A 19,840-nucleotide genomic window follows, 5' to 3' on the forward strand; every position below is an offset into this window, starting at 1 on the left:
ATTGCTGCTTCCTCATAATGACCTCCATTTCAGTGCTGTTGGTCAGTTAGGGTTGCAGGAAAGGGCGCATAATGTCCAAGCTAAGACAGCCCTGGACAGAAATGCGTTACAGTTGTTTTCTATTGTGGCTGGGTGGCATTAGTTTAATTAGGGGTAACACCGCATTAAGGTGAGCAACACAATCATCAGACCAAACCATTGTGCCGTAAACACTTAAGTAAAATCGAAAGCACCGTGCGTTGAGAATCACTCTTGAGCGTTTTGTTAGCACTATTTTTCTAACACTTTTCCAAGGTAATCATCGACTGAAGATGACCATAGAGCCCAGTATTTATAAAATACATCGTGCCCCGAAGCCGAACTTCCTAATTGATAAAACTTGAAATCCACATTTCCGCCGCCACGTTTATATGCATTGGCCAGGCTTTCTATTGTTGCGTCAGAATAATATGAATCATTGCGACCATAAATGAACAACGCTGGAGCTTTAACTGCTCTTCCAGCTTCCTCAAAAATTTCAACATTCTGAGATTGCGAACCAACATTACATACGTCACCAACCCAGCCACCAGAAAAATTAATTACACCCGCAAATGAGTTAGGGTGATGGGATGCATAGACGAGGGACAATACCCCTCCTCTCGAATTTCCCGATAAAACTAATTTTTTGCTATCTACCCATGGTTGCTTCAAAAGATAGCTATAGGTCGCATCCAGCGACTTTTCGGCGTAAGCTATACCTTTTGTTATATCATCAGGGTTACAGGAATATAACTCACTGTAACTACCTTCTGATTTTCCTCGACCGCGTCTCATTGGAACAATTAAAGCAATATTTTTATCCACTAGATATTGCCCAAAACCCCAAGGATTTATCGTGTATTCTTCAGGAACAACATTTGGTCCAGTGGAGCCGTGATTAAATATCACTGTGGGAAAAGGCCCATCCCCTTTGGGTTTGTATATCGTTGCCTCTAACTCGATATTGCTATCCCAAAGAACTCCTTTTTCTACTATTGGTATTCTAACGTTTTCACCCAGGTTATTCGCGCACACAGAACCGGACGCAAAAATCACAGTGCAACCTAACGCAAACCATCTATTCATCGAACTACTCATCAAGGTACAAATCATAATATGAGCATAATCAGGCATATACAATGTGTGAGCCATTTAGTGTTTAGAACAATTCCTTACAATTGGAGATAGTGCTAACGCCGCATTAAGGTGTGCACCACTTAACCCGCAAAGCGCAGCGAATTCCGTACCAAAACCGCCTCATGTGCATTCTATCAATACAACTTGTTATGTCGCTTGTTGCGATTTTAATTCCTTCGCTCTCATACTTCCGAATACATTTATTAAAGCACCAACAATAATCAAAATACCGCCAGCACAAGTCCATACTGATGGGGTTTCACTAAACAATAACCAGCCAAGTATGACTGAAAAAACCACCTGCGCATAAGAATACGCTGTTGCTCTACTTGCGACTTCAGTTTGCATTGCTTTTGTTAGACCTACTTGCCCTATTTGAGTAAAAATACCAACGAATAACAGTAACAGGAAAGCTTCTGTATTTGGCATCACAAAATCACTTCCAAGTAAGATTACAGATAAAGGTAAAGCAATCAGTGGAAAGTAAAATATAATGACAGAACTATCTTCACTAGTACTGAGTCGCTTTACAATCACATAAGCAACAGCACTCCCAAAGGCTCCCAATAACGCAACAGAAACACTAAGCAAAGGTAATTCCGTTGCACCTTCAAATGTTAACCTCGGACTTACTATTAAAAACAGTCCAACGATACAACAAACAATACAAATAACTGTTGATATCTGAACTTTTTCCCGAAGAAAAAGTAATGCTAAAACAGCAGTAAATACAGGATGTAGATACTGTAAAATTGTTGCTTCAGCTAAAGGTAAAGTAGATATTGCATAATACACACAAATCAAGGCTAATGAGCCAGCAACACCCCTTGCTATAAGTAATTTTTTGTTACCCCCCCAAACTGAAATTCTTTTTCTTTTAACATCCACATAGCTAATTATTAATGAAACAACAGCCCTAGCTGCAACGATTTCAAAAACAGGTATACCATAAGTACTAACTAATTTAACGCAACTAGACATAAGAGCAAAAGCAAATGCTGATACCAACATATACCTTACACCAACGGGGACGTTATTTATAAATTGAGCAGACATAAATGCGATTTAATTTCATATAATTAAGGGGGATTATTCTATTAAACAAATCACAGAAATGAAACTGTTCTGAATAATACATTACGTATAGTGAATCAAAAGGTATGGTTGCACATAACGCCGCATTAAGATGCTCCCCATTGAACCAACAAAGCACACCGAACTCCCGACAAAAACCGCCGAGTGTAACGCGTCACACTAGATGCCTTTGTTATGGCTATTCAGGTAAATGATGTTCCTTTAACCACTCTTCCCATGATGAAGTGAGTTTAAGCTTCTTTGAGTAATACAAAACTTCCAAACTCAACCATAAACCTGAGGTGAAGCCAAAAAATAACGATATGTATAAGTTGTTGATACTTGGCTCTTGTAGACGCCATACCATTAACCACATAAAACCACCCCAGGTCACTGTTCCAAAGACCAATTGCAAAAAAAATAGTTTCAACGGTGATTCAAATAAACAAGGTTTTGCATTCGATTTAAACAGCCAGTGCCATATAAAAGGATAAGGTTTTACGACTGCTCTACTCGCACCTTTTTGGCGTAAATAAACTTCTATAAACTCTTTCTTATGCATAATCAGTTATATGTAATTAATAATACGCTAGCTAATCACATCAGATTTACACCAAATGTGATATATAACTCACGTATTCACCTAGCATATGAAAAGTAAGATTTCGATAGCCATAACGCCGGGCATAAGCTGCGCCCCACCGAACTCACCAAGCCAGCTGGACTTCAAACCAAAACTGCGGAGTGTAATGCGTCACACTTGTTGGCCTTGTTAGGCATTTCTTGCCGATATTAGTGATCTTGATTTGAGCCAGTTCATTGTAATGACCGTTGCCAATGAACAAATAGCTTCATCACTACCATCAATAAATCTTAACTCTTCAATTTCAGCGTCTGGGAGTAAGCCACCATTAAAGTCTGAAAAATAACATGTTAGCTTTACTGATACACCACTATCTTTACCATCAGCTTGGGCTGTAAATGTTTCTGCATATTGAATTGTATTTGGAAGTAGATCTACTGATAGCTCTTCTTTAACTTCTCGGATAAGTGCCTGCTCATCACTTTCACCTTCTTCGCGCTTACCGCCAGGTATATAAAACATATCTTTCCCTTTGGAACGCACAGCTAAAAGCTTCCCATCACGAATATATAACCAAGCTAACTTATCAATTATTTTTTCCATTTATTACCTCATTGTCACATAACGCCGCGTTAAGTCGTGAGCAGTGTCCACACCTAACTTAATACATTGTTCCTTAGACACAAAACTCCACCTTGAAACAGAACCGCCCAGCGTTACGAATCTGTCTTAAACGCCTTGTTATGCAACGATTTCTGTAATTACTCTTGTATTCACTGAATTCGCTATAAAGCAATTTTCATGGGACAAATGGTGCATTTTTCTCAGTTGCTCATTACTTGGCAGTCGTTCGCCTGAAAATACTATATTTGGACGCAACACGACTTCCGTTATTGCCATTTTGCCATTCTCATTTTTGGCCAAAGTACCAACCGCACTGTCGATGTAACTTTCTATGATGTACCGTCGTTTTGCTGCTATCGCAAGAAACGTCAGCATGTGACAGCTCGATAAAGACGCTATAAAAGCCTCTTCCGGATCGACATTCTCTTCAACTGAAAGAGGAGCAGGCACAACCAACGGAGAAGGCGACGCTGGAACAACAATACCACCATCAAACTCCCATAAATGTTCGCGACTATATTTATTATCGTTAAAGCCTTCCCCTTCTTTTCGCTTCCAACGAACTGTCGCAAAATGTTCTGACATTTCCTCCTCCCTGATTTCAACGCGGTTGCATAACAGTGTATTAGTCTGCATGCTCGCTTTCACGCAGTTACCGCACTGGTTCTTTCAGTACACTATACTCACAGCTAAACCAAATACCATCCCAATGGTGTTGCCATTGTTGAAGGGCAATATTCCGAAGGTGAACGTGGGCTTTCTTTCATCACGAGTGAAAGAACAGGTATGCACTAATGTGCATTGAGATTGAACCCGGCGTTTACATCGGAGTACTACCGGTAATATGGTACTCAACACCACCTACGAACATTCGCTTTATAACGCCTATAATCATCGAAGAATAATGACTCCAGAAATTCTTCTTCTGGCTGAATTTGAAAACGATTCATGTATAACACAAAAACGGCACATAACATCAGGGAATAAATACTAGACAAGAAAAATCCCAAACCTATAAGTAGAAGTAAAAAACCGACATACATTGGGTTTCTTGATATTGAATAAATACCAGATGTCACCAAGGTACTCGAACCTTGCGGTAACATTGGATTTACGGTCGTCTGAGCACGGCGGAAAGCCATAACGCCCAATAGTGAAATAACACTACCTGAAATTACACATAAGATAGAAATTGTAATATCAATACTGCCAAAAATACCTTGACTAGGTAATAATTTAGACACTCCAGACATTAATATAGAAAAAATGATAACTAATGCTATAGGAGGAATCTTGAGCTTCAGTTTATTCAGGTGATTTTCTCTTGTCATATCGCCTACAATCTAACAGTTTAGCAAAGTGTCTGCTCGGTAATAATGGCCTGATAATGTTCTATCTTCCAGTCAATATGGTTTAAAAACTCTTTCGTTTCTTCGAGTTTTTGCTCCAAACGTACTTTATGCTGTTGTAAGATTTTCAGCAACAGTTCTGCTTGATTTTCCGCATCGCCAACTTTGGCAGCAAACCGCTGAATATCTTTAAGCGGCATACCGGTGCTTTTTAAACACTGTACAAAGTGCAGCCAGCGAATATCATGTTCACGGTAAAATCTATGGCCAGATGCATCTCTGGGAATGGGATATATTAATCCGCTCTTTTCATAAAACCGAAGTGTATGACAACTTAGCCCGCTAACTTCAGCCGCTTCATGAATTCTCATCGTACTATCCTTATTACGAATCTGAGTTTAATTAGGCTGGCTCATATAGCTTCGCCTAATGGCTACGCACTGGTAAATCAGGAAGCATGTAGGTACTTCCTGTTTGTTAGTTTGGCATAGATTGCTAAGAGCATATTTTTGAATATACAGCGGTATCCGACAGTTCACCCGACGGTAAACGGTGAGCATTGGCAAATACGGTATCCAATTGATAACCGCACCGCTCAGCTACTGAGCGGCTTTTAAAGTTTGTTGATGCAGCAGTTATTTCGATGCGTCTTGCCTTACATTCATTAAAGGCATATTCCTCAATTAAAGATACCGCCTCCGAAACATAACCTTTACCGGTTTCACTGGTCCTTATCCAATAACCAATTTCAAAAAAAGGAACTGCTTTATCTCTGATCATTAAGCCTATTGCACCAAGAAAATGATCATCTGACTTCCGTATTATTGAATAGCGGAGCTCACCAGTAAAACTTTCAAAATTCTCAATCGCTTTTTCGGTATTTGATATTGAGTCAGCTTCAGTCAGCGAAGAATCAACCCAAGGAAGGTACTGACGCAACTCAACCTCACTTTCTATAATCGCCTCAAGCATTGAAGGTGCGCGCTCCATTGATGGCGGAACAAGCTTTATTCGAGAATTTTCCACTAGAATACTCCTGTTTCTTTACTGCTAATTGAACTAAGTTCCCTACTCAAGCTACCTACATTGCTGTATATATTCAGGGGCTATTTATGAACAAACCAACGCACACTATTAATAAGGAACCACTCTGAGTTAGAACATATCTGCTCATTTCTTTACGGTTACTATAAAAGATATTAATTTCCCAAAGGTTCCTCACCCTTGCTAATAAACACCTTTAAATTTACATTGATTGATAGCCCTAGCAACATAAATACATATTACGATAACCATATAGTTATGCAAGGCAATCTCTCTGGTTTATTACAAGATTCTTTTCGTTGTATAAACGAATATAGATTTCCAAATCGATAACAAAGCATGTTGAAACTGCTTAGTCTTTAATATAACAAACAAGCGATGACATTATCCGTAGATAAAAAAAGAGCCATGTTAAACATAGCTCTTTTTACTTTCCAAAACAGTTATTGTTTGGCTTTAACAACCAAAATAATTCCCTCGACATCGACCACTTCAACCAGTGTGCCAGCCTCTAAGGGCTTTTCTGTTTTAGCTAGCCATGACGTATCACCAAGACGAATTCGCCCTTGACTAACAGGTAATGCCTCTGACAAAACACAAGTCTGCCCTATCATTTGTTCAGTTCGCTGGTTGAGCGTCCTGTCTTTGTCATCAACACGATCCTTCTTGTGCTGATACCGCCACCATAGCCAGGTGGCAAAAAGCGAAAACACGGCAAATGTCAGCCATTGCAAAGACCAGCTCAAAGGTATAACCGACAATATTGCACCGACCAGTAAGGCTGATACACCTAACCAGAGTAGATACCCCGCCGTGCCCAGGAGTTCAAGCAGCAAGAGTACCAGACCCAATGCTATCCAATGCCAGAAGTTCATCTGTTCCAGCAAAGCTATCATACATTCGTTCCTTTACTTACAGTTTCATTTTGCTTGGGCTGATTCAGAAGCTCAGCAATACCTGTAATCGACCCCATCAAGCCCGTTGCTTCCAATGGTAGCATGATCACTTTGCCATTTTCAGACTGACCAATTGTCTTAAGTGCATCAGTATAACCCTGTGCAACAAAGTAATTCACCGCCTGTAAGTCACCTTTTGCAATCGCTTCTGAAACCATCGCCGTTGCACGAGCTTCCGCTTCGGCGGCACGTTCTCGAGCTTCGGCCTGAAGAATCGCAGCCTGCTTATCACCCTCGGCTCGTAAAATCTCTGATTGCTTATGGCCCTCCGCACGCAGAATTTCTGCCTGACGGATACCTTCCGCTTCTAGCACTTCAGCACGCTTGTTACGTTCAGCCTTCATTTGCGCGTTCATTGCCGCAGTCAAATCTGATGGCGGTTGAACATCTTTTATTTCAATACGGGTTACTTTAATTCCCCATGGGTTTGTAGCCTGATCGACAATGCTCAATAGCTGGCTATTTATACGGTCACGCTGAGACAGCATTTCATCCAACTCCATCGAACCCAAGACAGTACGGATGTTGGTTAAAGTCAAATTTCTAATAGCATGTTCTAGATCGTTGACTTCATAGGCCGCTTTTGCCGCATCAACAACCTGAACAAAACAGACGGCATCAATCATCACATTGGCGTTATCACGAGAGATTACTTCCTGTGCGGGTATATCAAGCACTCGCTCCATCATGTTTATTTTATTGCCGATGCGATCAACAAATGGAACGATAAGATTCAGCCCCGGCCGCAATGTTTTGGTATAACGGCCAAACCGTTCTACAGTCCATTCATTCCCCTGGGAAACTGTTTTTACCCCCGAGGCAATAAAAACAATTGCAACAACAATAAACACCCCAACGGTTACTAACGTATCGTATGGCATTCTAATCTCCTTAATAAACACCGTTCATTTACATAAACAATACCTTAAACAAGTGAGTAATTGTACTCATGTGAGTAAAGAAGTGCTTGATTATCGTCTAAAAAGTAATCTACCTCACGATTGGGGGGCCTGTTCGATAGTTTGCACCTTACTAACCATAACCTGACTCTTATCCGCAATTTTCTGTACATTTTGGTTAATATCTTCACCGCGATGGCACAACTCAGTGTGTTATGGCAGCAACCTATATGCGCTAACCATGACCTTCGCCGAAAAGTAATGCTTTTTCGTTTGTTCAGGTGCACTCCCCTAGCCGGGTGCGTTATTATCTCTACCCAACCCTGTTTTGAGCTCACTTGATTCATGTACCAGCAAACACTGAAAAACTACTTTGGTTTCGATAGCCTTCGTCCGGGGCAAGAAGAAGTCATCACACGTATTTTAAATGGCGAATCAGCTTGTGCTATTTTCCCTACCGGTTCGGGAAAGTCACTGTGCTACCAGCTACCTGCTGTTCAGTTGCCTCATTTAACCTTAGTGATTTCACCTTTGTTGGCATTGATGAAAGATCAGCTCGACTTTCTCCATAGCAAGAATATTCCTGCCGCCTCGATAGACTCCAGCCAGAGTTGGGAAGAAAGCCAACAGGTGATGCAAGGCGTCAGAAACGGCGAGATCAAAGTACTAATGATCTCAGTCGAGAGGCTCAACAACGAACGTTTCCGTCACTTCATCTCACAAGTTCCGATTTCGTTACTGGTGGTTGATGAAGCGCACTGTATCTCTGAGTGGGGGCATAACTTTCGTCCCGACTACCTGAAGCTTCCCCATCACCGACAATGGCTCAACATCCCCCAGGTACTGTTGTTAACAGCGACCGCAACGCCTGCCGTTATCGAAGATATGAGCCGCAAATTCTCGATTGAGAAGAGCAATGTCGTCGTTACTGGCTTCTACCGTCATAACCTCGATCTGAGCATCGCTCCGACAACAGATACAGATAAGTCGCAGGCCTTACTCGCTCAGCTAGAGGAAAGTCCCGAACAACCAACGATAGTGTATGTGACATTACAAAAAGCTGCTGAGAATTTGGCAAGCTGGTTAAATCAGCAGGGCTACCGTGCACAAGCCTACCATGCAGGAATGGATAGCGAGCAAAGGCAGCAGATCCAGCAAGCTTTCATGTCAGGTAAACACCACTGTATTATTGCCACCATCGCTTTTGGAATGGGGATCGACAAGTCTGATATCCGACGAGTTGTTCACTACGATCTGCCTAAATCCATAGAAAACTACAGCCAGGAAATTGGTCGTGCCGGACGTGATGGAGCCCCCTCGCAGTGTACCGTTCTGGCTAACAAATCTGGCTTGAATGTCCTCGAAAACTTTGTCTACGGTGATACACCGGATCAAGCTGCGATTGAAGCCGTTTTGGCCCAAATTCAAGCAAGTCAGGGGCAATGGGAAGTGATGCTGTCACGACTTTCCAAAGATACAAACATTCGTTTGTTGCCACTTAAGACACTGCTCGTCTATTTGGAAATGCACCAAATTATCGAACCGCAATATACCTATTTTGCAGATTACCGATTCAAGTTGCTCAAAGCTCAACAAGATATCATTGCTCAGTTTGAGGGAGAGCGTCGACAGTTTGTCAGTAACATTTTTGCTTGTTCGCCAAAAGCAAGAACTTGGCATACTGTTGATTTCGACGCCCTCTGGCAAAGTAATCAAACAGAAAGAAAGCGAGTCGTTGCCGCTATCGACTATTTCAATGAAAAAGGCTGGATAGAGCTAGAAAGCAAACAGATGACAGATGTCTACCGCGTACAAAATCCTCGTTTTGATATCTGTGAGCAAGCTGCGGGGCTGTATGCGCTATTCCTGCAAAAAGAAAGTAGCGAGATTGAACGTATTACGCGGATGCTTAGCTTCTTTGAAAGCAGTCAATGTCTGAGCCATACACTGGCCAGTTATTTTGCGGATGCCAACGCGCCTGAACAATGCGGGCATTGCTCAGTTTGCCGGGGGCAAATTGCCTCGTTACCCGGTAACGAACAATTGCCAGAAATTTCAGCTAACTCATTAAAAGCCTGGTGCGATCCCTTTATATCAGCTTGTTCTACACAACCTTCAGCGGCAGCCGTAACCCGTTTTCTTTGCGGCATGACATCGCCTTTGAATACCAAAGTCAAAGCGCGGCAAATGTCAGGCTTTGCGAAACTAGAAGCTTACCCATTCCGACAAACTCAAGAGTTAATTACTCACGTTTATCCACACTTAGTTAGATAAGCCCATTCCTCTCCCCTAGTCATATGTTGCTGAGCCGATTCAATTATCAGGCTTAGCAATATTGACTTAGTAACGCATACAGATCAGTTCTCAGTCGGCTTTAGATTGAACAGTCGGCTTAAGCAAACATACTTTTCAACATTAATGAATAGCGATCTTGGTCACGAAGTTTTAAAATAACCGCATAATATCAACGGGGAAAGAGTTTAAGTCATGTCAAACGAAGAACTAGATTACCAAACATGTGAAGCTTGTGGTGTTTCAGCTGAAATGGGTTTCATCATCAAGGAAGGTGATGATGTTGCTCAGGTTCATATTTACGCAAACGGTAAGGCCGCGCTAGAAGCTGAACTAAACAACTACCTTGCACTTGCAAAAGAAGTAAACGCAAACTTCAAGTATGAAGCGTCATCACTTACTGATGACAGCCAAGAGCTAACTGCACGTATCCAGTTCGAGTGCAGCGCTGAAAAGCTTATTTTTGAACTAAAGAGCCGTTCAATTGCTAAGTAATGGTTGCAGGAAGCCACATCAGCCTTGCCAGCATTAAGTTGAACTGATGGTTGTTATGTAGTTTCCTTACAAAACATTTAGTTAAGAACAAAAGCCAATTCCCATAAGGAATTGGCTTTTTTTATGTTCGTAACAAACTATATTTACAACTAGCACGACAAATTATCGTAAACAAAGGATGTTTAACCAGTTAACTGGTCTGATATGTAAAGTTATTCTTTTGTAGGTAGTATTAAACCACGCGCACATGGATGCCTTTCGCGCATTTAAGACTGGTAAATGAACTCATTTTGTATGAAAATAACAGCATATTATGAATCATTAGGCACATGGTGTTAACTGTAACCCCATGAACGAAAAGGAATAGTTCGATGAATACTAATAAAGCAAAAGTGATCGCAAACTGGAAGCCAACCAACTCACGCGAGTCAGCGGCAATGAAAGAGTTGCTGATGCAAGAGATGGGGGCAACAACAGAACATCACCAAGGGGGGACAGGCAAGCTGGCACCCAACTCAGGCCGTATGGTTCGTTAAAATTGTTTCGCTAATTATAAATAATGGTAAACATAGGGCTTAGATGGGTAAAGACTAGTAGCCAATCTATCTATATCTCAGTTTCCCCTACTGTTATTAAAACGCAGTGTTATCACTAACACTGCGTTTCCCCCCCAAGCGCAAAATCTTAATCTTTAGCTTTGATTCTGTGCCACTTTAACCTACCGTTTGACTCAAAATCATTTTCAGGCTTGCACTCCAAAACAATCTTATCGACAACTAACACAGCACCGAGAGAATAATCCTTCCCCTCATACATGCACACTCTGTGATTGAATGAGCTAGACTGCACCGTAATTTCCGGCCTATGTTTTACTGAAACTTCTTTTGCCGATAAATTTACCGAAGATACTGCTACCAGCAATAGTAGCAATACCGACAACGGCTTGATTATAATCCTGCTTATCATAAGCACCTTCTCTGCCAACAAGCTATGTCTCACACCTATTGTGAACATTGATAACCACTTTCTAAGGCTCATACCAACCAAATGTACCAGAAAGAACCGAAACAATACCTGCTTCAATATCAATAAATAAGTGTTACATACCCATTGATGATCCATAGATAGTTTCAAACTATAGCTTTATTTGATCGCTGGGCGAGATGATTCTAACGTACGATACTTTTGATAAAAATCAATCAGCATCGAAATCGCAATCATATAGGCGGAGGCCAAAATTATCTGAATAACTCGACCGTAAAAACTGACTTCAATTAACTTACTGTCTGAAGAAATTGTCCCACCGAGAACCACAAGCAGCGCGGACATCACCCCAGCCCAAATAGGCGCTTTTTGTGGTTGTTGATAAATTTTGGCGCCAATGACCAGGCTAACCAATGTGATTAAAGCCATAAAAAAGACAAAGTATGGTGTTGTAACCAGCAACTCGTATATCAATACGGCAAATCCCCCACCCACCCCGTTGGTCAGGAGCAAGAAGAGACTAACTTTAATACTTTTAACTCCTGTTGTTTGCAATGACAAAATGCCAATAAACACCATGGTCAATATTGCGCCATTAATCTGGAAGTAATAAAAAAAGACAATCACTGGGTAGGCGATAAGCAGTGCGAGCAAGGCATCTTGGATACGTTGAGTTGTGGGAAGCGAACTACTTATTGAACTAGTGGTCTGTGGCTGTTCTTTTTCAGGCAGTAGCCAATGCAGAATGATAAACGCAAGGACAGCAAGAACGCCAGAAACACTCAACCCCAGGCCCACATACAGAATTAACCCCGGATTAGTGATACCCAAGTAAGGCAACAACATCACAGCGATCATCAATATCGTGGCGAAGAAATTCCATCGAGGGTCTAGGAAAAGGTAATAGGCCCAAAACATTAGCAGCGCCACCAACAGCAACAAAACCAATGGATAGTGGGCTGCGCCTAACCCAAGAGCCATCCCAACCAGAACAGTTAAGACCATTGCCATGATCAGCTGCTGATAGATTTCGTGACTAGGTGATGAATAATCAGCCAAGAATTTTGCTAGAAAGACCGGAAAGATAAAAGATAAGCCCCAGCCGATACCAAATGCAAGTCCACAACTAACCGAAACCGCCAGCACATAGCGCAAAACACGACAATAATATATCGACTGTTCTGCCTGCTCTTCCCGCCCTCGAGTAATCTCACTATCGGACATAAGACAGCCAGCTGATAACACGGATCCAAGCGCGGCCAAAAACATTCAATATCGAGCTATCCTGGGTATAGACAATCACGTCTGCCTGACCGCCAACCCGACGGAATCCCCTCGCAGTATCATCATCAAAACGTACCGTTACCGGAAACCGTTGAGTCTGCCGCAACCATCCTGTTTGCCCGGTCACTGAGGCTAATTGGCCCGCCTGCTCATTCTGGCCCCAGCTAATCCCCCAATCAATACTGGCCACTTTCCCTTTAAATACCTTACCGGGCGCATAATCGAGGACTATCTCAGCCTCATCGCCAACAATCATTTTTCCTAAACTATTCTCGCGAAAATAGGCATCGATCCATACATCTTCACCGGAAACAAATGTCAGTAGTGGCTGTCCAGAACGAGCGTAAAAACCTTCATCCAACCGAAAGTTGCTCACCCCTCCCATAGCCGGGGCTCGTAATATGGTTCGCTCCAAATCGATCTGTGCTTTTTGCAACTTAAGCAAGGCAGATTTCACGGCGCTATTTTCCTTGCCGCTGGTACCAAGCTGTTTTCTGGCCTGCTCCAGATTTGCCTGTGCCGTTGCAACCTGTGCTTTAGCACTTTCCAGTGCTGCACGGGTTTTATCTGCTTCAGCCTTGGGAACAATACCTTTTTTGCTCAACGCAAGAATACGTGAAGCCTGAGTCCGAACATGCGCCTGATTAGCTAACGCATCGGAAAGTTGGGCCTGAGCCGAGGCTACTGAAGCCGTTTGAACACCAACACTTTGCCCTGCTTTGACTAATCCTTGCTCAGCTTCCTGCACAGCCAACTGATAGTCAGCAGGATCAATTTTAACTAACGGCACCCCAGCCTGGACAACATCATTGGGCTCAACTGACACTTCGACCACCCGACCGGACACCAAAGGGGTTACCGGGATTACATAACCACGAACACGTGCCATATCAGTAGACGGGATATAACGATCAGCCAGAACATAAAATACAAACAAACCAATACAAATAAGCAGCACCACCACCGTCATCTTTTTCACCTTATCCGACGGTGACGGTTCTTTCTTGGTCCTGCCTAAACGCTCTTTTTTAACGCGTTTAGGTTTGGCTCCTTTTGGGGCTATTCGCTCACCGGGTTCAGCCTGAACATTCGGCATGTTCTCTTCTGACATACTATGGCTCCGCTCACAGTCTTAACTCGATATTAAGAATAGCCACATCAGAAATTCAGCATGCATTAACAAAGAGAAACACACTAAATGCTACAACATATTACTTCTGCTGATGTTCAATTGGAGGAGAAACACTATCAATACTTCCTTCGGGCTCAGAACGCGAACTGACAAAGGCGCCGGTCAATGCGATTAGAGTCGAAAACATCATCGCCAAGATCATAGGCCAAAGCGTTTCAGTGCTTAACATCGCAGCTAACGCACTCACTGCTGCACCAACACCGTACTGCGTCGCCCCAAGCAGTGCTGACGCAACTCCGGCGTTTTTACCAAAGTAGCGCATGAAACAAGCACTGGAGTTGGACATAATACCGCCATTGGCTGCGATGGAAATTACAAACCCAGCAACGACAAACCAAAGGTTCTCTGGGGCAATAATCATAGCACTAACCAATACCAAGCCGCCGATAAGCTGCATTCCCAAAAACGCTTTCAGCAGGCTTGATGGCTCGTAGGCTCTTAACAACATACTGTTGATCCGGTTTACAATTACGATACCTGTCACATTGGCAATAAATAAACCCGAGAACAACTCAACCCCTACGCCAAAGTGTTCGATATAGGCAAAAGGTGCATTGGTAATGAAAGTCATTAGTACCGCATAGCCGAAAGCCTGAGCAAACAAATAACCTAGCGCACGGCGCTCTTTAAATACTGATAAATAGCCTCCGCTCGCTTTAGGCTTTTGCACTTTCTCTGTTTTAGGCATCACAACAGCCGCATTAATGGCAACAACCACAGCAACGGCACTAAGCATGATAAAAATCCAATGCCAGCCTAGTGTTTTCAGTATTACCATCCCTGCAGTCGGGGCAATAGATGGCGCCAACATCATAATCAATGCGATCAGAGAAAATAACCGAGCAGCTTCTTTGCCTTCGGCATTATCACGAATAGTTGCAGGCACCCCTACAACGGCAATCCCTCCACCAATGGACTGCAAGACACGCCACGTCCACAACATTTCTAATGATTGCGCACTGGCAAGCAGCAGACTACCAATAGCAAAAACCAGTAAGCCGGTCACCATAATCGGCATCCGGCCCAAACGGTCCGATAACGGCCCTCCGATCAACTGGCCAATGGCCAAACCCAGTACGTAGATACTGACAGTAACCGCCACCATCGATGTTTCGATATTTAAGTCAGCAGCCATAACCGGAATAGCAGGCAAGTAGCTATCAATTGCAAAAGGAGACATGGCAAAAACGGCAGCAAGCAATACCAGCAACGACGTTGACATCTTTTTCTTCATAGATACCTCTTATTTATCTTTCTAGAAAGATATTAGCTGGCATTTATCTTTCCAGCAAGATATATTTAACTCATCATTTGGAGGAGAAGATGATGACGAAGCAAGAAAGCATCGCTAACATATTGAAAAAAATTGAAGAAAACTGGCCTCAATCAGCTGAAAAATGCTCACCTGCGATCCTCCGAATACACCGTATTCACGATTATCATCAACAAGATTTAATTAAGATTGTTGAAGCAAATGATCTTCAACGCGCTGACTTTGGTGTGCTGGCAGCACTGCGAAGAGAAGGCGGTTCCTGCTGCTTATCGCCCACAGAACTCTACCAATCAATGTTATTCAGCTCTGGGGGCTTAACGAAAGTACTCAACCGAGTGACAACCTTGGGCCTCATTGCACGTCTTGATAACCCAGAAGATAAGCGAAGCAAATTAGTCCAATTGACAGAGAAAGGTAAGGTACTGATTGATAAGGTTATCCAGGAGCTCCACAACCATGAGCAACAAAGGATTTCGGTATTATCTGAGCAGGAACAAGAGCAACTAAACGCGCTGCTAGAAAAGCTTCTTTCGGCAAGGGAGTAGAATGTGTAGGGAGTAAACCAGGCCCGATGTCTTGAGGCCTGATTTACTTAAAGCATCATGGTTGGTTGAAAATTACTTTTCTGCCGCAATCACAGAAATTTCAACCAACAGCGCTTCACGAGCCATGCTTGCTTCTACGCAAGCACGTGCAGGTGCGTGGCCAGCAGGAACCCAGTTATCCCACACTTCGTTCATTTCAGCGAAGTCTTTCATATCTTTGATATAGATAGTGGCTGACAACATATGCTCCTTGTCACTGCCCGCTTGCTCCAGCAGTGCTTCAACTTTATCTAGCATTGTTGCAGTCTGCTCTTTGATGCCTTGAGTCGCATCGGCACAAACTTGTCCGCATAGATAAATCGTACCGTTGTGCTTTACGATACGGCTCATACGTTGCTTGGTTTCCTGACGTTCGATCATCACGTTGCCTTACATTTTAGAAAAGGAATACAGCCCTAAACAGGGCGAAAAGAGCAAGTATTCTAGCGGTAATTGATTTGCGTTTAAACGATCTACGGCAGACCTTTAGCACAATAATTCAAACGATTACCGCTAATGTGCATTATATATCCAGATAAGTACAAACTTACCGCTCTGCTGAGTAAGGATCTTCTGCCAGGATGTAAGCGCGAAGGTCTGCTTTATTAGGGTGTTCATTCAACCATTGGCGGATTTCTCTCGCTTTGTCGTATGACTCTTTGCCAAACTTATCAGTATATATCTCAGCAAAGTTCTCCTTCGCGGTATTCATCCGAATATTTTTTTGCCATTGCGCTGTCAATACCGCATTCAGTGAACCCGCTAAGCCTCCCTTCTTGATCAGATCCCACTCACCTTTATCCAACCAAACACCACCAACGAAAGAGCTATAATCCAATCGGTGTGAACTCTTCGATGTTATACGGAATTTCCGCATGATTTTTCCAGACTGAGGACAAAGTAAAGCAGTATCTGTATCAACGGCTTCGCACGAAACTTCGGTAGAAAATTGATACTCAGGATTATTCTCTTTCCATGACACGTAATCTTCGATCAGAATCCAGTTCCCTCCACAATGCGTGCAGGTGTGCGCACGGAACAAGCCATCAATAAAACTCGGCGATAAAACACCAACCTTACAACTCGTACACTTCATTCTTTGTTACATCCTTAATTGAAACCCAAACCCTCTAGCAACAAATTAGAAAATACGTTGCATATCAGGATGAATACCATACGCGAACATGAGAAACAAAGCCAATGTTTATCAATTAGTTAAGTACAAAATGAGAGGTATAGAGTGAATTTTCACAAGGGGGAAATTGGGCGGTATTAATCAGGCTCAAACAGCCGATAATCTGTTCAAAATGCAAGGTTCAGGTAATATCAGTATAAGCTGTTCAGGGAAGGGAGCTATAGGAGCAATGGTTCCCTTCAAGCCTCTATGAAAGTAGTGATGGCGGCACTTCCCGCCATCACCAGGGGTGTCCCTAAAGCCCTTTTACATACTGACTATTGGTTGTTGGGTAAATGACTTTTGCAATCTCCTGCTTAGCATCGACATCTCCGCTAATCAGATTTTGGAAAAGCTCTACAAGACTAACCTTATCCACATCTACCACTGTTTCAGTTTTTATATCTCTCAAATCAATAAAGAAGTTAGAGAACGTCTCTGGAATATCATCGACAACATCAGTATTGAGGTAATTACTTTGGCCATACAAAGAATTGTGATCACCCTTTTGCTTATCTAGGACAAAAGATGACTCTTTCAAGTTGATAATTGAGGCTGATTTCTTACATTTCTTCAGACATTTAGCATCAAAGCTCTTCTTTTTGCATCCAACAGTCTGATGGAATAGGCACTGTCGGCTCATCAGGAGCATAATCGGATGATAGATACTGTAGTGCAGCTTGAAGTTGTCAGGCCTTATAATGTGTTTTATCTGGTTTTTCTTGATTTCGTTCGAGATGAACGAACCACAGCAGTTAAACTCTTCTTTCATGCATTGCAGGCTAAAAGAATTGGTAATATTCAGGTAAGGGCCGGCAACCCAATCTATGCCCTTTTCGTATGCAGCGTAAGCAACGCCTGTATTGTTAGTAACAATCAGTTTAGGCTTCACCTGCTCAAGAAACTCAAGCGCCGCGGTATAGTTCTCACCAATCAATATTGCAGGGAACCAAGGGATCAGCTTTTCATTATTGGTAAACAACTCAATCAACTGGGATAGCTCGCCACTAATCGAGTCAGGCAGTTGGTAATAAATATCAGCTGATGTGGTATTGCATAGTTCCACATCCTTTTTAGTCGAGATCAGGGCAGAAAGCGTTGGCTTGGTTTCTCCCCCGCCCTGCTGATGCAAACCAGGCTTATCTAAGTTCGACTTCTTTAGCATTGGCGTATTAATCGGTGCAACCAGAGCTTTAGAGCCATTTAATATAAAGGCAATTTTGTCTTTAATGGCCGCAATATCCTTAAATGGCAAGAACAAGCCATCTTTAAGGCCTTTGGTATTCATCGACTCGATATAATATTCAGCATTATTTAAGCTGTTTAGTTTCTTTTCTATCGCGTCAACATCAATCGTATATTTGTCCGAGTTGATAAGCACTGTTTCTGATAGCACATCAAATGAGCTATCTGGTGTTTTAACTGTAACAGTTAAAGGATTATTCGCCTCACCAGCAAGATTAATAGTTATAGGATGCTTATCTATACTTAAATCTTTAATTTTTTCTTCAACTGTTTTAATGATATCTGTTTTATCATCGTACAGTTTCTTCTTAACACCCTTAATACTTTCTTCTGTTACACAGCCATATACTTTAGAAAAGTGTTTAACGGCATTATCTCGCGGATTATCAATAAACATATTTTTACTGATATCCCCTTTAAGATAAGAGTTTGAGAAGTCACGGTTAAATACGGTATAAAACTCAGTCGTATCGGTCAGTAGTTCATTATTCTCGCAGTAACTGTCGATCTGTTTTCTCCAGTTATCTACCACAGTATAAACATAATGAGATTTTTTGATTCGACCTTCAACTTTTAGCGAGTACACCCCTGCATCCGCCAGTTCCTTCATATCAGAATATGCAGAGTTATCTTTCAAGTTGAGTGGATAATCCTTGCCTGCCGCTGTTGTTGCATACTTATCACGACACGGCTGGCTGCAGCGGCCACGGTTACCTGAATTACCGTTACGAACTGAGCTTATATAACAGAGCCCAGAGAAGCCGATACAATATGAACCATGAACAAATACTTCCATTAAGACATCATGCTGATGTCCGAATTGAGCGAGGTGCTTAATTTCCTTAATGTTTAATTCTCGAGATAAATTGACTCGACTTGCAGTCAATTTATTTAGAAATAAAATTTGACCCTCGTTATGGGTATTCGCCTGAGTAGAAGCATGAACATCAAGATCTTTAAAATGCTCTTTTAAAATATAAAACAGGCCTAGATCCTGAACAATAACACCATCAATCTTTGTGTTTACTAACTTATTCAGCAATCGTATGATCGCAGGAATTTCACTTTCCAAGATAATAATATTTAGTGTTAAAAAGATCTTGCAATTATATTCATGGGCAAGCCTTACAATTCCATTTAAATTATCGAACGTCAGGTTAGTTGCACGATTTCTGGCATTGAAATTATCCAGACCGCAATATATAGCATCAGCGCCTGCTACTATTGCTGCTTTAATCGATTCAATATCGCCACCAGGTGCCAATAATTCAAATTTGTTTTTCATAGCGATATGACCCACTAGTCTCTTCAACTCAATTTCGGAGGACGTATTCTACCTGTATCCTTTGCACAGTGTCCATAAATGAGAGGCTTGTCACTATCCGATACTAAGTACCAGTACCATTACCGATGGTGCTTTCAGCAAAAAACACAAGATTCGCGTTTAACATGATACTGCCATGTTAATGATACTACCTAGATAGACACAAGTTAGGAGATTGCACACCAATAACGTAACACCTTGAATACATATAACAAAAGCTAACACTAGGGTGTATCCCCTTCAGCTATTCTGGCTAATCAAATATCAGATGTGAATTTTTCTATTTCGTTGGTAACTCTCTCAGGG

21 protein-coding genes are annotated in these 19,840 nt (G+C 42.1%); 4 read left to right on the forward strand and 17 right to left on the reverse strand.

The window, feature by feature from the left end; all coding sequences use genetic code 11:
* Window positions 1-270: 270 nt before the first annotated feature.
* From MD588_RS15155 to MD588_RS15200, 10 genes are all read right to left on the reverse strand, one after another.
* Window positions 271-1,107 (reverse strand): alpha/beta hydrolase family protein, encoded by an 837-nt coding sequence (locus MD588_RS15155; RefSeq protein ID WP_265698232.1) that lies wholly within the window; start codon window positions 1,105-1,107, stop codon window positions 271-273.
* A gap of 198 nt (window positions 1,108-1,305) precedes the next feature.
* Window positions 1,306-2,214, reverse strand: a complete 909-nt coding sequence (locus tag MD588_RS15160) for a DMT family transporter (RefSeq protein ID WP_265698233.1) — start codon at window positions 2,212-2,214, stop codon at window positions 1,306-1,308.
* A gap of 217 nt (window positions 2,215-2,431) precedes the next feature.
* Window positions 2,432-2,794, reverse strand: coding sequence for a DUF6404 family protein (locus MD588_RS15165; RefSeq protein WP_265698234.1), 363 nt, complete (start codon window positions 2,792-2,794; stop codon window positions 2,432-2,434).
* A gap of 210 nt (window positions 2,795-3,004) precedes the next feature.
* Window positions 3,005-3,418 (reverse strand): NUDIX hydrolase, encoded by a 414-nt coding sequence (locus MD588_RS15170; RefSeq protein WP_265698235.1) that lies wholly within the window; start codon window positions 3,416-3,418, stop codon window positions 3,005-3,007.
* Between the two features lie 138 nt (window positions 3,419-3,556).
* Window positions 3,557-4,024, reverse strand: coding sequence for an OsmC family protein (locus MD588_RS15175; protein WP_265698236.1), 468 nt, complete (start codon window positions 4,022-4,024; stop codon window positions 3,557-3,559).
* Window positions 4,025-4,290: 266 nt separating this feature from the next.
* Window positions 4,291-4,770: a methyltransferase family protein gene (locus MD588_RS15180; RefSeq protein WP_265698237.1), complete on the reverse strand. Its 480-nt coding sequence runs from the start codon at window positions 4,768-4,770 to the stop codon at window positions 4,291-4,293.
* Window positions 4,771-4,790: 20 nt separating this feature from the next.
* Window positions 4,791-5,159 (reverse strand): MerR family transcriptional regulator, encoded by a 369-nt coding sequence (locus tag MD588_RS15185; RefSeq protein ID WP_265698238.1) that lies wholly within the window; start codon window positions 5,157-5,159, stop codon window positions 4,791-4,793.
* A 124-nt stretch (window positions 5,160-5,283) separates the two neighbouring features.
* Window positions 5,284-5,814 carry a GNAT family N-acetyltransferase gene (locus MD588_RS15190; protein WP_265698239.1) on the reverse strand — a complete coding sequence of 177 codons (531 nt, stop codon included), beginning with the start codon at window positions 5,812-5,814 and terminating at the stop codon, window positions 5,284-5,286.
* Between the two features lie 461 nt (window positions 5,815-6,275).
* Window positions 6,276-6,728, reverse strand: coding sequence for an NfeD family protein (locus tag MD588_RS15195; RefSeq protein WP_265698240.1), 453 nt, complete (start codon window positions 6,726-6,728; stop codon window positions 6,276-6,278).
* Window positions 6,725-7,669 carry an SPFH domain-containing protein gene (locus MD588_RS15200; RefSeq protein WP_265698241.1) on the reverse strand — a complete coding sequence of 315 codons (945 nt, stop codon included), beginning with the start codon at window positions 7,667-7,669 and terminating at the stop codon, window positions 6,725-6,727. Before MD588_RS15200 ends, MD588_RS15195 begins: the two co-directional genes overlap by 4 nt.
* A gap of 363 nt (window positions 7,670-8,032) precedes the next feature.
* On the opposite strand from MD588_RS15200, the gene MD588_RS15205 reads away from it, so the two are divergent.
* The 3 genes from MD588_RS15205 to MD588_RS15215 all read left to right on the forward strand — a co-directional run bounded on the left by MD588_RS15205 (window position 8,033) and on the right by MD588_RS15215 (window position 11,010).
* Window positions 8,033-9,961 carry a RecQ family ATP-dependent DNA helicase gene (locus MD588_RS15205; protein WP_265698242.1) on the forward strand — a complete coding sequence of 643 codons (1,929 nt, stop codon included), beginning with the start codon at window positions 8,033-8,035 and terminating at the stop codon, window positions 9,959-9,961.
* Between the two features lie 213 nt (window positions 9,962-10,174).
* A complete protein-coding gene (locus tag MD588_RS15210; RefSeq protein ID WP_265698243.1) occupies window positions 10,175-10,474 on the forward strand; it encodes a YfcZ/YiiS family protein in 300 nt (99 codons plus the stop codon).
* 371 nt (window positions 10,475-10,845) lie between these two features.
* Window positions 10,846-11,010: a hypothetical protein gene (locus MD588_RS15215; protein WP_265698244.1), complete on the forward strand. Its 165-nt coding sequence runs from the start codon at window positions 10,846-10,848 to the stop codon at window positions 11,008-11,010.
* Between the two features lie 148 nt (window positions 11,011-11,158).
* Here MD588_RS15215 and MD588_RS26140 read toward each other — a convergent pair whose 3' ends face one another.
* The 4 genes from MD588_RS26140 to MD588_RS15230 all read right to left on the reverse strand — a co-directional run bounded on the left by MD588_RS26140 (window position 11,159) and on the right by MD588_RS15230 (window position 15,168).
* Window positions 11,159-11,596: a DUF1496 domain-containing protein gene (locus tag MD588_RS26140; RefSeq protein ID WP_407676576.1), complete on the reverse strand. Its 438-nt coding sequence runs from the start codon at window positions 11,594-11,596 to the stop codon at window positions 11,159-11,161.
* 21 nt (window positions 11,597-11,617) lie between these two features.
* A complete protein-coding gene (locus tag MD588_RS15220) occupies window positions 11,618-12,682 on the reverse strand; it encodes a DUF2955 domain-containing protein (protein WP_265698246.1) in 1,065 nt (354 codons plus the stop codon).
* Window positions 12,672-13,838 carry an HlyD family secretion protein gene (locus MD588_RS15225; RefSeq protein ID WP_407676582.1) on the reverse strand — a complete coding sequence of 389 codons (1,167 nt, stop codon included), beginning with the start codon at window positions 13,836-13,838 and terminating at the stop codon, window positions 12,672-12,674. The genes MD588_RS15220 and MD588_RS15225 overlap by 11 nt, the downstream gene beginning before the upstream one ends.
* Window positions 13,839-13,953: 115 nt before the next feature.
* Complete coding sequence (locus MD588_RS15230) at window positions 13,954-15,168, reverse strand: multidrug effflux MFS transporter (RefSeq protein ID WP_265698249.1); 1,215 nt, start codon at window positions 15,166-15,168, stop codon at window positions 13,954-13,956.
* A gap of 92 nt (window positions 15,169-15,260) precedes the next feature.
* Between MD588_RS15230 and MD588_RS15235 the strand changes: the two genes are divergently transcribed.
* Entirely contained in the window at window positions 15,261-15,752 is a 492-nt protein-coding gene (locus MD588_RS15235) for a MarR family winged helix-turn-helix transcriptional regulator (protein ID WP_265698251.1), read from the forward strand.
* A gap of 72 nt (window positions 15,753-15,824) precedes the next feature.
* On the opposite strand, the gene MD588_RS15240 is transcribed toward MD588_RS15235, so the two are convergent.
* From MD588_RS15240 to MD588_RS15250, 3 genes are all read right to left on the reverse strand, one after another.
* Entirely contained in the window at window positions 15,825-16,172 is a 348-nt protein-coding gene (locus MD588_RS15240; protein ID WP_265698253.1) for a RidA family protein, read from the reverse strand.
* 166 nt (window positions 16,173-16,338) lie between these two features.
* Complete coding sequence (locus tag MD588_RS15245; protein ID WP_265698254.1) at window positions 16,339-16,887, reverse strand: TFIIB-type zinc ribbon-containing protein; 549 nt, start codon at window positions 16,885-16,887, stop codon at window positions 16,339-16,341.
* 334 nt (window positions 16,888-17,221) lie between these two features.
* Window positions 17,222-19,495, reverse strand: coding sequence for a peptidase U32 family protein (locus MD588_RS15250; protein ID WP_265698255.1), 2,274 nt, complete (start codon window positions 19,493-19,495; stop codon window positions 17,222-17,224).
* Window positions 19,496-19,840: the final 345 nt, after the last annotated feature.

The sequence above is a fragment of the Photobacterium obscurum genome, from assembly GCF_026191635.1.
Taxonomy (GTDB): Bacteria; Pseudomonadota; Gammaproteobacteria; order Enterobacterales; family Vibrionaceae; genus Photobacterium; species Photobacterium obscurum.